The sequence below is a fragment of the Caenimonas soli genome (assembly GCF_013155545.1).
GTDB lineage: Bacteria > Pseudomonadota > Gammaproteobacteria > Burkholderiales > Burkholderiaceae_C > Ramlibacter > Ramlibacter soli.
The window spans coordinates 74,250-91,635 of record NZ_JABJVV010000010.1 but is presented as its reverse complement, the minus strand read 5'-3'; the positions used below and the strand labels follow the sequence as shown (position 1 = coordinate 91,635).

The following is a 17,386-nucleotide window of genomic DNA, read 5'->3' as shown; positions in this document are numbered from 1 at the left end:
GGTCACGATCGATATGTCATCAGGAGGTTGAGTAACTTTTGTTCATCAGCGTCCTCAGGGCATTGCTGGGAACGAAATTCGAGTTGAACTTACGGCATTGCTCGCGCGCATCGCGGCCGCCCCAGAAGAGGAATCGTCCCAGGGTCATGCGGTCGTATTCGCTGTCCAGCGGCAGCGCATTGCGAGAAGGGCGCACGGTGAAGCCGACGCGCAAGCCTGCCGCCAGCGCTGCGTCCACCGCGGCCTGGCAATAGTTGCCGTTGGGGTAGGCGATGGCGATCGGCGCGTAACCGGCAATCTGCGTCAATTCCTTCTGGCACTCTTTGATTTGCCGGAGCATCTCGCAACGGGAATAGTTGGGAAGGATCGCGTGATCGTGGGTGTGATTGCCCAGGCGCACCCATTTGTTGCGGGTGAAATCTGTCAGTTCGCCGGCAGTGAACGGCCGATCGAGATCGCTATGCGGTTGCAGGACCGACTTGCCAAAGCGCTGCTGCAGGTAGTACTCGATTCCCCCGCTGCTCAGGGCCTTGAATTTCCGGATCTGCGTGTTCAGCATCCGCTCCTTCACGCCGGCCCGCGCGAGCTGGCGGCTGAAGGCGTCCCACCAGAAAGCCTTGTTCTGCAGCACATGGCGGCTGGAGACAAAGAAGGTGGCGGGGACCTGGAACTGCTCGAGCACGTCCAGGGCCCGGGTATTGTTGTAGTACCCATCGTCGAAGGTGATCAGCATGTAGTTGCGGCCCGGCTCGAGGCCTGAATCGACCTGCTCCGGAGATATCACACGATAGCCACTGTCCAGCACGGCATCGACGAAACTGCGGAAGTCTTCTTGCGTGACGCCTTGGCCCGGCGCCAGCGCGGCATCCCTCAGTTCGGCCTTGTTCCGGTACAGCGCGTGAAAGAGCACGGAGACCAGGCCGCCGCTTTCGGGAAGCGCCCTGGGACCCAGAGCCACGAAGAAATCATCGGCCAGCCTCAAGCCCTTCCTGACGACCGACCTCAGCATGGGTATCGGCCCGGCAGCGACACGCCTGCATCGCCGTACGACGCAGCCAAATCCTTGGTTGGCGAAGTCATCATCGTCGTCCCTAATTGTTCCGTTTGAAATGAGATGTTGCGCCAGCTGCAAGCCCATCAATGGGTAACTGAATGCATCCACGATCTCGTCCTACAAGGTCGAGATCGGCCGCAGCCTTCCTTGGGCACGTGGATTGCCTGCTTGCATGACATGACAGCGCTGATCGCCCTCATTGCCATAGCCTTGCTCGCAGGGCTTGTCGGGTCGCTGTGGCTGCGTCGGGGCGAACTCGAGATCAACGGCGAATCGGGCTCGATGCTGATCGGCGTTGTCTTCTGCTTCGTTGCCGTGGTGCTCATCCTTGTCGCCGCCGGCAAGCTGTGGGCATGAAGCAGAAGCAGGTACTTCACGGCTAGTCGAGCAATGCGCGCCTGATCGGCTCCAGCCAGGTGCCGGTCTTGGGTGAATACATGCCGAAGGCCGGCGACGCGAATTCCCAGTACGTCCAGCCGATGCCTCGGCGCTCGGCCTCATCACGAACCATGCGCGCATAGGTTTCGCGCGATTTCATGTCTGCCACGTGATGAGTCCCAAACTCGCCCAGATGGAGTGGATAGCCTTTTTCCTGGCTCCATTTGCGCGCCGTGTCCAGCGCATTCGTGAGGGCCTTGCGCTGTGCCGCGTCGCAGCAGGTGGCGCCGACCGGGAAGGGCGTGGCCAAATGCTCTACGCCCTGGTGCGTGAAAGGGAAGGGGTCGTAGTTGTGAATGGACACGATGAGGTTGCGGTCCGCAGGCAGCCGCAGCTTGGACAGCGCGGGGATGCCGTTCCATTCACCCGGCCCGATGAGTACGGTGCGCGTGGGATTGCTCGCGCGTACCACGGCCAGCACCTGCGGCGCCAGTTCGTTCCAGGGTTCGCCGTCCAGGCGGCCCGTAGGCTCGTTGAGCAGCTCGAACAGCAGCTTGGGCGAGCGGTCCTTGTAGCGCACGGCGATCTGGCGCCACATGTTCACCAGCCGCGGTTCCAGCACCGCCGGCTCCACGGGAAACTCGTTCCAGTGCAAGGCGCTGCCGGAGAGCTGGCTGTAGTGATGCATGTCCAGGATCACGTACACGCCCTTGGCCAGCAAGGCGTCCACCACCTGGTCCACCCGCTTGGCAAATGCCTCATCCAGTGTCGCGTCGGCAGTGGGTGCCGCGTGGTTGCTCCAGCGAACGGGTAGCCGCACCGTAGTGAACGCTCCGGCAACGATGTCGATGTAGGCCGGCTCGAGTTTCACGCCCCATTGGCCTTCGACAGGCGCTTCCAGCATATTGCCCAGGTTGATCCCCCGTCCCAGGGCGTTGGCGATCGCGCAGGTCTGGGGGGTGACGGAATGGCAAGCCTGGGGCGCGCGCGCGGGCGCCCGGGAGGCGCTGGAGGATTGGGCATACGCGCCCGTCATCCCCGCTGCAACGAACAGTGCGGCGAACAGTGTGCTTTTCAAAGTGGGTGCATTCAGGAACATGGGATCAAAGCCGCGGCGGTGAGCCGCAAGAGAACAACGTTGGCGAAATTCTCTCTGCGGCAGAGCCGTGGTGGGTGGCATCGGCGCATCTCGCGGCGAAGTCCTACACCTGCGTGCCAATGGAACAACGGGTTGCAATACCACCAAAGCCAAGCGTGACCAATTCACGCCAAAGAGGTAAAGAAGTTCGCGGGATTCCTGCGATCGGTAACTTTTGCTACGCGTGCGGGGGCGCTTTGATGAGCTTTGTTTCTGATGAGCTAGAGCGGGGCTGATCGGTTGTAAGAAAGGTAAGTCGTTCCCTTACCTTTTGTCAGAACACACCTACTGGCCTTGTAGTCCATGTCCTACTACATTCGCGCATGGCTGAGCAGCCGCTCATCCGCAGAACTCATCAGTACCATGCAAAGACGCAGTTTCTCCAAAGCGGCAGCTCTTGCCGCGGCCGCCGCCACCGGTGCCGTTTACGCGGCGCGAAAAAGGCCACGCGCCGAGCCCGCGCCAGCCCCGGCGCCAACGCCCGCTCCAGCGCCGGCACCAGCGCCGGCACCCGCTCCTGCGCCTGCGCCTGCGCCCGCTCCCGCGCCGGCCCCGGTGTCCGGTCTGGCGATTGGCACCAACCTGTCCGGCATGGAGTGGACCCGGCCCGGCCTGCGCTACGGCCAGAGCACCATGCCGAATCTGAACTTCACGGTGCCGCGCGCGGCTGACGTGAGTTACCTGGCGGCAAACGGCTACAACAAGAATCGCCTGCCCATCCAGTGGGAACTGCTGCAGCCCATGCTGCACGACACGGTTGCCAATGCCGCGGCGCAGTCGCTGATCGGTGCACCCGGCGTCTTCCATGAGGGCTATGCCGCCTACATCACCGGCGTGCTGGACGCCCATGCCGCCGTCGGCGCCAAGTGCATCATCGACCTGCACAACTACTGCCGCTACCAGGACTTCAAGTTCCAGGCCGATGGCTCCGTCATCGGGCTGACCGCATCGAACAATGCCTTGATCCGTCCCTATACGAGCGATTCCTCGCAGGTACAGGAGCGCATCTTCGCGCTGGCGCCCGGCGCCACGCTCAAGCCCGCCAACTTCACGGATTTCTGGGTTCGCGCGGCCAACCGGTGGAAAAACCACCCCGGCTTTGGCGGCTACGGCCTCATGAACGAGCCGCACGACCTGCCCGCGCCCGGTGGGCTCGAGGCTGCCTACGGCGGCAGTGAAGACCTGATGATCTGGCCTGCGTTCGCGCAAGCGGCCATCAATGCCATCCGCGCCGTCGACCCGGTGAATCCGATCTATGTGGCGGGCAATGAATGGGGCGCAGCCATGAGCATCGGCACCAAGAACCCGGCCTGGCCGCTGGCCGGCAGCAACCTCATCTATGAGGTTCACATGTACCTGGACGCGTTCAGCAACGGCTTCGCGTTCGACTACGACACCGAAGTGGCGAAGAACTACAGCGCCGGCTTCGGCGTGGGCTCGATCAACCTGGACACCGGCCTGAACCGCCTCAAGCTGGCCACCGACTGGGCCCGTGCCAAGGGCGCGAAGCTGGCGCTGACCGAAATAGGCATGCCCATCGACGATCCGCGCTGGCAGGAAATGTTCAAGCGCGCCATCAACCATGCGCGCCAGGAAGGCGTGGAGATCTACAGCTGGATGGGCGGCAACCACTGGCCGATCCGCAACTATCCGATCAACCACGTGCCCGGCTGGCACCAGAACAAGACCCTGGAGCCGTCCGTATCCGGCCCGATGAAGGCATCGGCGGGCATTTCGCAGGCCACGCTGTTCGACGCCGGTGGCGGCTTCGCACCGGCCGGCACCTCGGTGACCATCACCGTCTATGCCCGCGGCAACCTGGCCAGCCCGGTCAACATCACGGTGTCTTCCAACAACGGCGGCACCCTGAGCAAGTCGGTGCTCACCATTCCTGCCGGCGCCAACGGCCAGGACACTTACACCTACACCTCGGCCTCCAACACCGTGGCCACGCTCAGCTACACCAGTGATGGCCAGCTGGGCGGGCAGGTGCCACCGCCGCGCAAGGTGTATTCGCTTTCCGACCCGGTCGCCTACGCGGCCACCAGTCTGTCCGACGCGGCCATGGCGATCCTGGCCAAGTACAGCGCCTGCAAGTGGGAGATGGCCGACGGCTACACCGATTACCTGCAAGGCGGCCCCGCGGCCGACGGCCAGCCGGTGCGCGCCGTCTCGGACTCGGGCTTTGGCTCCAGCCCGGGCAACGCGATGGAAATGCTCAACTGGATCAACAAGGAGATGGGCGCCACGGGCACCATGTCCGTGCCGGTGATGCGCGTGACCAACGGCAAGAAGAACTCGGACCACACCACCTACGACACCTTCGGCTTCTGGTGCAAGAAGGCCGAGAGCATGCCCGGCGTGCAGGCCAACCCCAAGAACAAGGTGCCGTACAACGTCAACGACGCCCACTTCGCCATCGCCGCCGTGAGCGTTCCCGGCACGGGCAACACCGGCACGGTGCTTCAGGCCTCCAAGGCAGAGGACTACTACAACTCGGATCTGGGCTTCACCAACAGCCAGCCTCGCGCCCGGTGGGTCGATGCCGGCGGCCAGACCGTGGAACTCACCAGTCCGTCCCGCCTGGTGGCCAATACCCCCGCCGTGATCGCGATGACCTCGGTTCCCGGCGCCCAACGGCTGCGCGTCAATTCCACCGTGGTCGGCAGCAGCAGCGCGACATTGGGCGCGGGCGCCTGCACCCAGTTGCTGATCGGGTGGGGCTTCCTGGGTTACTATCCGCGCGACAGTTTCATGGGGCGCGTCTATTCGGTGATCGCCGGCAAGGGCGCGCCGACCACGGGCGAGTTGGCAGTGCTGGAACGCTATCTCGCCTCGACCGCAGGCCTCAGCCTATGAACAGGTAAGTTTTACAGCAGCTGCAGAAAATTCCTTTCCCAACGGGAGCCTCACCGCGCATTTGCCGGTGGGGCTTTTGTCCTTTTTGGGTGCCGCCTCCTGCCTCATTGCCACTATCGCGCTCGTCCTACAAGAACTACGCAGCGTTTCCCACACCAACAAAAACGCGAGCGTTCTTACATTGGAAGCCCTTAAGAACATCAACTTTTACACGCCCATCCGGCTTCGAAATCTTCATGAGCCCCACAACAAACAAGCCGGATCACGATCCCGCGCAATTCCTGAAGATCGCAAGCCAGGGGGCCGGCTTGTCCAGCCATGCGGACCTCTGGCGCTGGCTCCAGGGCGATGTCCAACAGTGGCTCTCGCACGAGGCCATGCTCATCGGGTGGGGCGACTTCCGCACCGGCCAACTGCACTACGACATCGTGTCCAGCCTGCCCGGGATGCGCACGCACCACTGGACGGCCGCGACCATATCGCCCCTGATCAGTTACCTGCGCGATTGCTGGGTGGCCGCCCAGCAGCTGCCGTGCGCCATCGACTTGAGCGGCTGCGGCGACCTGCTGCGGCATTGCAGCGACGACTGGGCCCCACTGGAAACGATTGCCGGCATGCGCAGCGCGCTGGTTCATGGGGTCGGTAACACCCGCAACGGAGAGGAGCGGATCTTTGCGGCTCTCAGCAAGCAGCCCGCGCAGGCGCCGGCTGACGGCGGCGCCCTGAAGCTGCTTTTGCCATTCGTGGACAGCGCATTGCGGCGCATGCCGCCCGCGCCGCTCCGGCAGGCTTCTTGCGAGCGCCGCATGGTGGCGAGGCATCTGGTTCCGCTCACTGCCTTGAGCGAGCGCGAGCGGCAGATCATGGCCTGGGTCGCTATGGGCAAGACCAACCCGGAGATCGGTTGCATCCTTGAAATCAGCGAGTTCACCGTGAAGAACCATATGAAGAGTATTTTCAGCAAGCTCGACGTCACCAATCGCGCACAGGCAGTTTCCAAGCTGACACGGATGACCGCCCATGCGTGAAGCCGAACCGTTGCGTCATGGCGTCCCCTTGCCGTTGCCGTTGCCATCCGCGGCCGCGGCCACTCCCCTGGCGCAGAGCCGCCTGCTGCTCGCGCTGGAGGCCATCCTCGAGCCGCTGGTTACCGTCCTGTCCTTGTGGCTGCTGGTCTGGCTCGTCGAGGGCGAGCTGACACCGTCGTGGCTCATCGCCTCCATCGTCGCCTTCGCCCTGGCGTTTCCCGGCCGCTCATTGCTGCGCTCGCCACCGGACCGGGTCGTCGTCAGCACCTTGCTGGCCTGGGGCTGGATTGCCGGCCTGCTGTTGGCCATGGGCTTCGCCACCGGGCATATCTACGATTTCTCTGCCACGGTCGTGGTGAACTGGTTGTGGTTTGCGCCAGTCTCGCAATTGCTGTCGCACTGGGCGCTGCGTACGGCGGCGCCGCATCTGGTCCGGCTGCAGGGTCCTCCTTTGCGTGCCGTGGTGGTGGGCATGAACGAGCAGGGCTGCTCGCTGGCGGACCGGCTCGCAGCCGCCTCGTACGCCGGCATCGAGCTGGTGGGGTTCTTCGACGACCGAACGCCGGACCGCCAGCACGGCGCCGACCGGCACCGATTGCTCGGGCGCGTGACCGACATCGCCACGTTCGTCAAGGCCAACCGCGTCCAGCTGATCTACCTGTCGCTTCCCATGGCTTCGCAGCCGCGCATCAAGGACCTGCTGGACGCATTGAAGGACACGACGGCTTCGGTGTACTTCGTGCCCGACATGTTCGTGACCGACCTGATCCAGGGCCGCACCGACACCGTTTGCGGGCTTCCCGTGATCTCGGTCTGCGAAACGCCTTTCCGGGGGCCGGCCGGCCTGCTGAAGCGGTCCAGCGACCTGGTCCTGGCGACCTTGATCCTGATACTTTTGTCGCCGTTCATGCTGGCGATCGCGGTCGCCGTCAAGCTCAGCTCCCCCGGGCCTGTCATTTTTAAGCAACGGCGCTACGGTTTGGATGGGCAGGAAATCGTCGTTTACAAATTCCGCTCGATGATCGTCACGGAGGACGGCAGCCAGATCAAACAGGCGCACAAGAACGACAGCCGGGTGACCCGCCTGGGTGCTTTCCTGCGCAAGACGTCGATGGACGAACTGCCGCAATTCATCAACGTGCTGCAGGGCCGCATGAGCATCGTCGGGCCCCGTCCCCACGCTGTGGCCCACAACGAGCTGTATAGGCCGCTGATCAAGAGCTACATGGTCAGGCACAAGGTCAAGCCCGGCATCACAGGGTGGGCCCAGGTCAACGGTTTCCGGGGCGAAACGCAGTCCCTGGAAAAGATGGAAGGGCGTATCCGCTGCGACCTCGATTACCTGCGCAACTGGTCGTTGCGGCTGGATTTGTTGATCATCCTCAAGACGGTACGGCTGGTTTTCCGCGATACCGCCGCTTATTGACTGGACTATAGTGCGATCGAGCCATTGCTGGAGGCGCGCCCTGTGCGCCACCATCCATCCCAGGCCTCGTTGCTCACCGGGGCCCTGGGCGCATGCCCCGGCGCACGGGACGCTTAAAAAGCGCGAGGAAACTGTCTTGAAGAAACTGCCTATTAGCCCATTGCTTTCGATCGCCGCCGTGCTCTTGGCGCCTGCGGTGACGCATGCCCAGTCACCGGGGCCCACGACGCCGAGCGCACCGAGCACCGCTGCCACCCCCAGCACCCCGACGCCCCCGACCGGCGCCAGCATGCCGGGCGCCTGGAGCGGCCCGACCACATTCCCCGGCATGCCGGGCATTCCGCCCGTGGCCGCTCCCGGCGCCCCTGCGGACATCTTCCAGTTCAGGGCGGGAGCCGGCGTGGAGCGTGACAGCAACGTGCTGCGCCAGTCCACGGCCATTTCGGACACGATCGGCATCCTGTCGGTCGGGCTGAGGGCCGACAAGCGCTATGGCTTGCAGCGTTTCCGCGCCGACGTCGAGGCAACCGCCTACAAGTACAGCGACATGGGTGCACTGGACTACAACACGCTCAACTACAACGCCGCGTGGGACTGGTCATTCACTCCCAAGCTGCATGGCGTGGTCAGCGCCGATCGCAAGCAGTATCGCGAGGCGTTCCTGGACACGGCTACCGGTATCAACCGCGTCGGCCGCCGTACCGAACGCAGCGAACTGGCCGAAGGCATCTATGAATTGGGCGCGGCCTGGCGCCTGCTGGCCGGGGCCGCACAGACCAGCAGCAAGAGCAGCCAGCCCGGCAGCTGGGACGCCAGCCCCGAGGTGCGCAGCGTGCACGCCGGCGTGGGCTATGAGATGGCCTCCGGCACCTCGCTGACCGCGCGCCTGCGCCGCGGCGATGGCGAATACAACGATCCTTCGGCTGCGGCGGCAACGGGTGACTTCAAGGAAACCGAAACCGACTTGCTGCTGAAGTGGCCCGTCACCGGGAAGACGGCGGTCGAGGCCCGCGTGGGCCATCTCGATCGCGAGCATTCGGGCGCGCCCCAGCGCGACTTCAGCGGGCTCGTCGGCAATGGCACGGTCAGCTGGGATATCACGGGCAAGACCCGCCTTCTCGCGGGCGTTTCGCGCTATCTCAGCGCGACTGGCCTTGCAACGGGCGGCCACATCGAAAGCGACCAGGTGTGGCTCGGCCCCGTCTGGAAACCCACGGTGCAGACGGCAGTGAAGCTGCGTTACGAGCGCACGGCCCGCGAATGGCGCGACGTCCCGGCGGCTTCCCTCGATGTCGGGCGGCGCGAGGTCATCGAAAACATCATGGCCGGCTTCGATTGGGAACCCCGCCCGGCCATTGCGGTGTCCACTTCGATCCGCCGCGAACGGCTGAAGTCAAACGTTTATTCCGGCTTCCGCGCCACCATCTTCGGCGTGGCAGCGAAGGTCTATTTTTAGACCCGATCCGCAACCTCAACCACGGGAGTACCTTCCATGTCCAACCTGATCCGAACCACGATGTTCCTTGTCGTAGCGTTCTGGGCCGCACTTGTGGTGGCCCAGCCTGCGAGGGCGCAAAGCGCCGACTACAAGCTGAGCCCCGGCGATTCGATCAAGGTCCAGGTCTACCAGCAACCTGACCTGACAGTGGAAGCCCGTGTGTCCGAAAGCGGCTCCATCAGCTACCCGCTGGTGGGGGCCGTGCGTCTCGGCGGCCTGAGCATCAGCGAAGCCGAGAAGAGTATTGCCAGCGCGCTGCAGAAGGCCAACATCCTGAAGCAGCCGCAGGTCAACATCGTGTTGCTGCAAGTGCGCGGCAACCAGGTATCCGTGCTCGGCCAGGTCCAGAAGCCCGGCCGCTTCCCGCTGGAGGCGAACAACGTTCGCGTGAGTGACATGCTGGCCGCGGCCGGCGGGGTCACGCCCACCGGCGACGACGTCCTCGTCTTGAGCGGTACCCGCGACGGCAAGCCCTTCCGCAAGAGCATCGACATCCCCGGCCTGTTCCTGGGCGCGCAGTCCAAGGACGACGTCCTGCTGGCCCCCGGCGACACCATCTTCGTCGACAAGGCGCCGATGTTCTACATCTATGGCGAAGCCCAGCGTCCCGGGACGTACAAGATCGAACGCGGCATGACCGTGCTGCAGGCCCTGGCCCAAGGCGGCGGCCCCACCAACCGTGGCAGTGCCAACCGCCTGCGCCTGAATCGCCGCGCTGCCGACGGCACCGTGGTGCAGACCGAACCGCGCCTGACCGACCCGGTCCAACCCGGCGACGTGCTGTTCGTGCGCGAGAGCCTGTTCTGAAGGACCCACGATGAGCCTGTTCCAACTATTCACAATCCTGCGCGCGCGACGGGGACTGGCGGGTCTGATCGTGCTGAGCACGATTGCGCTGGCTCTGGTCTGGGTCGTGCTGCGGCCCGCCAACTTCACCGCGCGCGCTCCCGTCCTCATGGACGTGAGAACCGACCCGGTGGGGGTAACGTCCCAATACAGCCCGCTGGTCACGCCCGCCTTCATCTCTACCCAGATCGACATCGTCAAGAGCGAGCGCGTGGCCGAACGCGCCGTCCAGTTGCTGCCGGCGGACCAGCCGCCGCTGTCGAAGTGGATCGACTCGGCCAAGAAAAAGCCCGTACCGCCCGCCGTGCTCGCCCATCAGCTCCAGCAGCGGCTGGAGGTGAAACCGGCGCGCGAGAGCAACATCATCAACATCGCCTGGACCGGCCGCACCCCGGCCGAGGCGGCCCGCGTGGCCAATGCCTTCGCCCAGGCCTACCTGGAAGTCGGCCTGGAACTGCGCACCGACCCGGCCAGGAAATATGCCGACTGGTTCGAGGAGCAGGTCAAGGCTTCCAGGGAGAAGCTGGAGAAGGCCCAGGCCAAGCTGTCCGCCTTCCAGCAGCAGTCGGGTATCTTGTCCGCCGACGAGCGTGGCGACTTCGAAACAGCGCGCCTGACGGAACTGTCGCAGCAGCTGATGGCCGTGCAGGGCCGCAGCCGGCGCGGCGGCGAGACTTCCGGCGCGGTGATGGAGAGCGGGTTGGTCAACAACATGCGCGCCGACGTCGCCAAACTGGAAGCCAAGCTCCAGGAAGGTTCCGCGACCATGGGGTCGGCCCATCCGCAGATGCAGCGGATGCAGGCCGAACTGTCGGCCATGCGCAGCAGGCTGGCCAGCGAGTCTTCGCGGGTCGGATCGGCTGCCGACTCTTCCGTCGCAGCCAACAAGAACCGCGAGCGCGAGTTGCAGCAGGCCCTGACCGAACAGAAGACCCGCGTGTTGTCCCTCAACAAGCAGCGCGGCGAACTCAGTTTGCTGCAGCGCGACGTGGATTCGGCGCAGAAAGCCTTTGAAGCCGTGAGCGCCAGCGCCGCGCAATCGCGCCTGCAGAGCCTTAGCAACCAGACCAACGTGATGCGCCTGGCCTCGGCCGTCGAACCGCTCGATCCGAGCGGCCTTTCCCCTGTCCAAGCCTTGCTGGTCGCCGCCTTGGGAGGCCTGCTGTTGGCACTGGCCACGGTGCTCATGCTGGAACTGCTCAATCGCCGGATCCGTTCGGTGGAAGATCTTTCGACGGTCACCCGGTTGCCGATCCTGGCGACCATCCCCGCCGCAGCCTCGGCCTTCGTGCCCCTGCGCTTGCCGGCCTCACGCCGGCTGGCGCTCGCACCCCGCAGGAGCCTCGCATGAACACGCAGATTTTCCCCCTACCCAACCGGGCCGACCTGGAAATCAGCGTTCCCAGCCGGGAAGCATCGCAAACCATCGGAGCCTTGCTGGTCGGCGCCGGCCACCTGGCCCCCGAGAACGTGCAGCGCATCCTGGACTACCAGAAGAAGGCGGGCCTGTTGTTCGGCGAGGCCGGTGTGGCCATGGGCTTGCTCGAGGAAGAGGACGTGCAGCGCGCCCTGGCCTTGCAGTTCGGCCAGACCTACCTGGCGCCCGACTCGGGGCTGGGCAATGAGCTGATAGCGGCCACCGATCCCAACTGCGCCGCCGTGGAGCACCTGCGCGCCCTGCGCAGCCAGCTGATGCTGCGCTGGTTCGAAAACGACGCGCGCCAGGCGGCGCTGGCCGTGGTCAGCCCGGGCTCGGGCGAGGGCCGCAGCTACATCACCGCGAACCTGGCCGTGCTGTTTTCCCAGCTCGGAAAGCGCACGCTGCTGATCGATGCCGATCTGCGCAGGCCGCGCCAGCACCACATCTTCGGGCTGCCCGGGCGCATCGGCTTGTCCAGTGTCCTCGCCGGCCGGGCCGGATGGGACGCGGTCTGCGAGATCAAGCCGTTGCCTGGCCTTTGGGTCCTGCCCGCCGGCGCCATCCCGCCCAACCCGCAGGAACTGCTGGCGCGTCCCGGTTTTGCCAAGTTGATCCAGGCGCTGCGGGCCAGCTACGACGTCATCCTGGTAGATACGCCGGCGGCGGAGAACTGCGCCGACGCCAGCACCATCGCGACGCGCGCCGGCGCGGCCCTGATGCTGGCCTGCCGTGACGCAACGTCGGTCCCGCGAGTGTCCGCCCTGGCGGAAGATTTGCGGCAGTTCGGCGTGACCATCGTGGGGGCAGTGCTCAACGGCGCCGCCAGGGCATGACCACATGGGGGGCCGGTGCCGCCGAATGGCAGATGCGCTGGCACGAACTGGTGAGGGCCGTGGTACGCGTGCACTCGGCCAGCGGCGAAGAGCAGTTGCTCGAGTCACTGGCCCAGCCTGCCGAGCCGCTGGTACTCGCCTTCGTGAATTCGCATGCCATGAATTCGGCGGCAACCTCCCCCAAGTTTTTCGATGCCCTCATGTCCGCGGACCTGGTGCTGCGCGATGGCATCGGCATGCAGATCCTGCTGGCGCTTCTCAACCAGTCACCTGGCCTCAATCTCAACGGAACCGACCTCATACCCAAGATCCTGCGTAGATACGCGGGCCGGCCGATTGCGTTGTTCGGCACGCAGGAACCCTACCTGGGCCAGGCGCAACAGGTGGTGGCTTCCAAGCTGGCGCCGGGCAGCGCCTGCATCACCGCGAACGGCTTTCTGGACACGGCGTCCTATGTTCGGCTGGCCGCCGCGCACAGGCCCAGCCTGATCGTGCTGGGCATGGGCATGCCCAGGCAGGAGGAGGTCGCTGGCGTGCTGAGGGCGGCACTCGGATTCTCCTGCCTGATCATTTGCGGCGGCGCGATCATCGATTTTCTGGGGGGCAAGGCCCCCCGCGCCCCGGGATGGATGCGGCGCGCCGGGCTTGAGTGGCTGTTCAGGCTGGGGCTGGAACCCCGGCGGCTGTTCAGGCGCTATGTGGTCGGCAACCCGCTGTTCATCGCCCGCGCGCTGAGCCTGGCGGCCGCAACCTTCGCGCCGAAGCCGCAAGGCCACAACTCAAGATGACCCAAATACTTCTCACAGGCGGTGCCGGCTACATTGGCAGCCACACATACGTCTCCCTGTTCGAGGCCGGCTACACGCCGGTCATCCTGGACAATTTCGCCAACAGCCAGCCCGCCGTGCTCGAACGGCTCCAGGCAATCACCGGCCGGCCGGCCTTGTGCGAGCAAGGGGACGTGCTCGACACGCCGTGGGTCGAGGAGGTGTTGCGCCGTCACCGGATTGCGGGCGTCGTTCATTTCGCCGGCGACAAGGCCGTCGGGGAAAGCGTCGCGAAGCCGCTGAAGTACTACCGCAACAACCTGGGCGGCGCGGTGAGCCTGATGCAGGCCATGGAGAACGTGGGCTGCGAGACGCTGGTGTTCTCCAGCAGCGCGACGGTGTACGGCGACCCGGACCATGTGCCCATCGCGGAGGACGCACCGCGCAGCCATACCAACCCGTATGGCCACACCAAGCTGGTCATCGAAGACATGCTCGCCGCCCAGCGGGTGGCGCAGCCGCAATGGAAGGTGGCGGTGCTGCGCTACTTCAACCCCGTGGGCGCCCATCCCAGCGGCCTCATCGGTGAAGACCCCGCCGGCATTCCCAACAACCTGATGCCCTACATCACGCAGGTGGCCTTGGGCCAGCGGCCCTACCTCCAGGTATTCGGCAGCGACTATCCAACGCCGGATGGCACGGGCGTGCGCGACTACATCCACGTGTGCGACCTGGCGGAAGGGCACGTCGCCGCGCTCAAGGCGCTGATGGAGCAGGGCCGCAGCTTGAGCGTGAACCTGGGCACCGGGCAGGGCTACAGCGTCCTTGACGTGGTGCGCGCGTTCGAGGCCGCGAGCGGCAAGGCCGTGCCTTATCAATTGGCGCCGCGGCGCGCGGGCGACGTCGCCAAAGTCTATGCCGACGCTCGGCTGGCGCGGGAGCTGTTGGGATGGCAAGCCACGCGCACGCTGGATGAAATGTGCGCGGATGCCTGGCGCTGGCAGAGCCGCAACCCCAACGGCTACCGCGGCTCGTAGCGGTCAACGAAACGCGAAATGCTTGCTGCCCAGGTAGTTGACGACCAGGGCAATGACGGAGGCGATCGCAAGCGGCAATATGGGCAGCGCGGCCATCGCTTGCGAGGCAAACACCAGCAGGCTGTAGATGATGAAATTCGCGCTGGCGCCGACAGCGCTCACCGCTGCATAGCGCATCAGGCTGGCCAGAGGCGGCCCGCCGTGCGACTCGGGAAAGGTGATGGTGCGATTGAGCAGCCAGGTGGCGAAGATCGCCAAAGGCAGGGCCACCGCTCGCGCCCCGACCGGCCCCCAGCCGGCGACACTTATCAGTCCCTGCAGGACGCCGGCGTCCACCACGAAGCCGACCGCGCCCACTAGCACGAAGCGCAGGAAGCGCGAGGACCCGGGCATGGGCAATTGGGCACTCATACGGCGAAGCCCTGGAAGTCGAGCAGCCGGGTGGCGACGCCGATCGCAACCACCAGCCCGACCGCGGCGAGTCCGGCCAGCAGCGGCACCGAGCGTTCACGCAAGCCCTGGACGAGTTGCGGCATGGCCAGCAACGTGGCCACCAGCATGGCGATGAGTGTCCAGTAGTGATAGCGCATGTCGGTCGCCACCCCCACGACGAGGTAGGCCAGCGAGTAGCCCAGGGCGGAGACGACCAGCACGCGGGCGAGCAGCACCGGGTGGGTGGCCGGCCGGCGGGCGAGAAAGGCCAGCAGGACAGCGCCCCAGACCATCCAGGTCACCGGCCAGATGAACGGGTTCTTGCGCAGCAGGTCGAATTTGAGGTCGCGCTCGGTCACTATCTCCATCGGCGGGAAGGCCGGGTCGCCGGTCCGGTATTCGGGCGTGAGCCGGATATGTTTGGGCGGGACCGCGAACAGCACCGCCGAGTTGAAGTGCTTGAGGCGGTGCACGGCGTAGGCCACGGGGTGCGCGACGATGGTCTTGGCCCACTGCGCGGCCAGCCCCTCGCCCACGGTGGCGTGGTCGGTGTCGGGGCGGTGGACGCGCGATGCGCAGCGGCCCCAGGGGCTCAGGGAATCCCACCAGTAGGGCGTGTAGCAGGCCTTGAGGTCAGCCGCGCTGAGCGTGGCGCGCGGTTCCACCAGGCTCGGATCGCCTTCGTGCGCGGCGATCCCCATCAGGTCGAACAGGAACAACGAATGAACCGGGTCCCTGGTTTGGGGATTGAACAGCAGGCGATTGGCTTGCTGCGCCGCGGGAACCGCCAACACGGCGATCACCACCGCGCCTGCCATCAGCCGCGTGCTGCGCAGCCAGCGCGCCGGTGCCAATGCATACATCAGCAACGGCCCCAGTGCAAAAATCGCGTTGCTGCGCACCAGCGTGCCGTAGAGCACCAGTGCCGCCACCGCCACGCCCACGAGCACGGGGATGCGCCGGTCCTGAGCGCGGAACCAGAACAACAACCCGATGGCGGCGAGCCAGAACGACACCATGCCGACGTCCTTGACGACGTTGGCATTGAGGTAGAGGAAAGGCGGGAAGGCCCCGGCCAATGCGATCAGCAGCGCCATGCGCGGGTACCCGGCGCGGCGCGTACCGTCGGCGATCAGGCCGAATCCGGCCCAGTACAGCGCGAGATGAAGCAGCAGGAAGGGCGCGGGGCCATCGCCGACCAGCCGCAGCAGCGACCACAGCCAGGCCATCACGGGCGGGTGCCAGTCGGTGTAGCGGCCGCTGATCGCTTCGGCGTACTGGTTGATCGAATCGTTGGTCATCGTCCCCGGAAAATGGAGAACGACGTTGGCCGCGAACAGCGCGCCGACCAGCAACGCAAGAAAGCTCGCATGCACGCCGGCCCAGGCGCTTGCGACGCCACGCTTCACCGGCTCGCCCGAAGCCGGCTGCGGTGTGAAGGGCAGATTCGAGTCGATGTCCAGGTTCAAAGGTGCCGCCCGGTGTCAGGACAGCGCCAGCGGACCTGGGGGAAGGCGAGCGTCGCCCGGATCGTTCTCTGCGCGCGTACCTGCGGCCACCCGGCCGGTCGAAGGCATCGGCAGGCCCTCGGGCACGGCGTTCGGCGCCACCGCAGGCGCGGGCCACCTGGGCGCGGGAATCTCCAGGTAGTGCAGGCGTTTGAGTTCCCGCCTCGAGTGCGTCACCGTGTCCAGGACCAGGCCGCAGACCAGGGACAGGAAGGCCAGCAGCATGATGGCAGCGGACAGTATGGCCGTGGGAAAGCGCGGCACCAGCCCGGTCTGCAGGAATTCGAGGACCAGCGGCGTCGCGAGCCCTAGCGACAGCAGCGCCAGCGCCAGGAAAGAGCTGCCGAAGAACATCAGGGGCCGTTCTTCCTTGACCAGCACACCGATCATCTTCAGGATGCGCAGGCCATCGCGGATGGTATTGAGCTTCGAGGTGGAACCTTCGGGCCGGTCCTTGTAGCGGATGGGCACCTCGGTGGTCTTCATGCGCAACTCGAGCGCGTGCACGGTGAGCTCGGTCTCGATCTCGAAGCCGCTCGAGATGGCGGGAAACGACTTGACGAAACGGCGCGAGAACACCCGGTAGCCGGACAGCATGTCGTCGAACTGCTTGCCGAAGATCCACTGCACCAGCCCCGTGAGCATCTGGTTGCCCAGGCGATGGCCGAACCGGTAGGCCTCCTTGATGGAGGTCACGCGGGCGCCATTGACCATGTCGAGCTGCATGTCGAGCAGGGCGCGAACGAGTTTCGGCGCCGCTTCGGCGTCGTAGGTGTCGTCGCCGTCGACCAGCACGTAGATGTCGGCTTCGATGTCGCTGAACATCCGCCGCATCACGTTGCCTTTACCCGGGAACGGTTCGTGTCCGACGATGGCGCCCGCCCTGGCCGCCACCTCGGCCGTGTGGTCGGTGGAGGCGTTGTCATACACGTAGATCTTCGCGCTGGGCAGTGCCTGCCGGAAGTCCTGGATCACCCGGGGTACGGCGATTTCCTCGTTGTAGCAGGGAATCAGGACCGCGATTTCAAGTCGCTCGAATTCGTGAGTCATTTTGTCTCTCCCTTAAAGGCTGCCCTTCGAAAACATGCGGCCGGGGCACTGTGCACATTCGAAACATTCGCCACATCGCGTATGAATTTCATCCTAGCAGTCGGGCTTGTAA

Annotated in this window: 15 protein-coding genes; 10 read left to right on the top strand and 5 right to left on the bottom strand. The window is 65.3% G+C overall.

What is annotated here, in order from left to right; translation table 11 throughout:
• Window positions 1-19: 19 nt before the first annotated feature.
• Window positions 20-1,009, bottom strand: a complete 990-nt coding sequence (locus tag HNE04_RS16815) for a polysaccharide deacetylase family protein (protein ID WP_172221518.1) — start codon at window positions 1,007-1,009, stop codon at window positions 20-22.
• 105 nt (window positions 1,010-1,114) lie between these two features.
• On the opposite strand from HNE04_RS16815, the gene HNE04_RS16810 reads away from it, so the two are divergent.
• Complete coding sequence (locus HNE04_RS16810; protein WP_172221515.1) at window positions 1,115-1,411, top strand: hypothetical protein; 297 nt, start codon at window positions 1,115-1,117, stop codon at window positions 1,409-1,411.
• Window positions 1,412-1,433: 22 nt separating this feature from the next.
• Here HNE04_RS16810 and HNE04_RS16805 read toward each other — a convergent pair whose 3' ends face one another.
• On the bottom strand, window positions 1,434-2,510 hold the full coding sequence (locus HNE04_RS16805; protein WP_207717601.1) for a glycoside hydrolase family 5 protein: 1,077 nt from the start codon (window positions 2,508-2,510) through the stop codon (window positions 1,434-1,436).
• Between the two features lie 423 nt (window positions 2,511-2,933).
• Here HNE04_RS16805 and HNE04_RS16800 point away from each other — a divergent pair, with 423 nt between their 5' ends.
• From HNE04_RS16800 to galE, 9 genes are all read left to right on the top strand, one after another.
• Entirely contained in the window at window positions 2,934-5,429 is a 2,496-nt protein-coding gene (locus HNE04_RS16800) for a glycoside hydrolase family 5 protein (protein WP_172221512.1), read from the top strand.
• A 236-nt stretch (window positions 5,430-5,665) separates the two neighbouring features.
• Complete coding sequence (gene epsA, locus HNE04_RS16795; protein WP_172221509.1) at window positions 5,666-6,457, top strand: XrtB/PEP-CTERM-associated transcriptional regulator EpsA; 792 nt, start codon at window positions 5,666-5,668, stop codon at window positions 6,455-6,457.
• Window positions 6,450-7,883, top strand: coding sequence for an undecaprenyl-phosphate glucose phosphotransferase (locus tag HNE04_RS16790; protein ID WP_172221506.1), 1,434 nt, complete (start codon window positions 6,450-6,452; stop codon window positions 7,881-7,883). Before epsA ends, HNE04_RS16790 begins: the two co-directional genes overlap by 8 nt.
• Window positions 7,884-8,019: 136 nt before the next feature.
• Window positions 8,020-9,339: an XrtB/PEP-CTERM-associated polysaccharide biosynthesis outer membrane protein EpsL gene (gene epsL, locus HNE04_RS16785; RefSeq protein ID WP_172221503.1), complete on the top strand. Its 1,320-nt coding sequence runs from the start codon at window positions 8,020-8,022 to the stop codon at window positions 9,337-9,339.
• Window positions 9,340-9,375: 36 nt separating this feature from the next.
• The gene (gene epsE, locus HNE04_RS16780) at window positions 9,376-10,188 is read left to right on the top strand and encodes a polysaccharide export protein EpsE (protein ID WP_172221500.1); all 813 of its coding nucleotides are present in this window, start codon (window positions 9,376-9,378) and stop codon (window positions 10,186-10,188) included.
• Between the two features lie 10 nt (window positions 10,189-10,198).
• A complete protein-coding gene (locus tag HNE04_RS16775) occupies window positions 10,199-11,578 on the top strand; it encodes a chain length determinant protein EpsF (protein WP_172221497.1) in 1,380 nt (459 codons plus the stop codon).
• Window positions 11,575-12,480 carry a chain length determinant protein tyrosine kinase EpsG gene (epsG, locus tag HNE04_RS16770; protein ID WP_172221494.1) on the top strand — a complete coding sequence of 302 codons (906 nt, stop codon included), beginning with the start codon at window positions 11,575-11,577 and terminating at the stop codon, window positions 12,478-12,480. The genes HNE04_RS16775 and epsG overlap by 4 nt, the downstream gene beginning before the upstream one ends.
• On the top strand, window positions 12,477-13,268 hold the full coding sequence (locus tag HNE04_RS16765) for a WecB/TagA/CpsF family glycosyltransferase (RefSeq protein ID WP_172221491.1): 792 nt from the start codon (window positions 12,477-12,479) through the stop codon (window positions 13,266-13,268). Before epsG ends, HNE04_RS16765 begins: the two co-directional genes overlap by 4 nt.
• The gene (gene galE / locus HNE04_RS16760) at window positions 13,265-14,284 is read left to right on the top strand and encodes a UDP-glucose 4-epimerase GalE (RefSeq protein WP_172221488.1); all 1,020 of its coding nucleotides are present in this window, start codon (window positions 13,265-13,267) and stop codon (window positions 14,282-14,284) included. Before HNE04_RS16765 ends, galE begins: the two co-directional genes overlap by 4 nt.
• Window positions 14,285-14,287: 3 nt before the next feature.
• Here galE and HNE04_RS16755 read toward each other — a convergent pair whose 3' ends face one another.
• From HNE04_RS16755 to HNE04_RS16745, 3 genes are read right to left on the bottom strand one after another with little or no spacing between them, the layout of a single operon-like run.
• The gene (locus tag HNE04_RS16755; protein WP_172221485.1) at window positions 14,288-14,695 is read right to left on the bottom strand and encodes a GtrA family protein; all 408 of its coding nucleotides are present in this window, start codon (window positions 14,693-14,695) and stop codon (window positions 14,288-14,290) included.
• Window positions 14,692-16,185, bottom strand: coding sequence for a glycosyltransferase family protein (locus tag HNE04_RS16750; RefSeq protein WP_172221482.1), 1,494 nt, complete (start codon window positions 16,183-16,185; stop codon window positions 14,692-14,694). Before HNE04_RS16750 ends, HNE04_RS16755 begins: the two co-directional genes overlap by 4 nt.
• Window positions 16,186-16,200: 15 nt before the next feature.
• Window positions 16,201-17,274 (bottom strand): glycosyltransferase family 2 protein, encoded by a 1,074-nt coding sequence (locus HNE04_RS16745; protein ID WP_172221479.1) that lies wholly within the window; start codon window positions 17,272-17,274, stop codon window positions 16,201-16,203.
• Window positions 17,275-17,386: the final 112 nt, after the last annotated feature.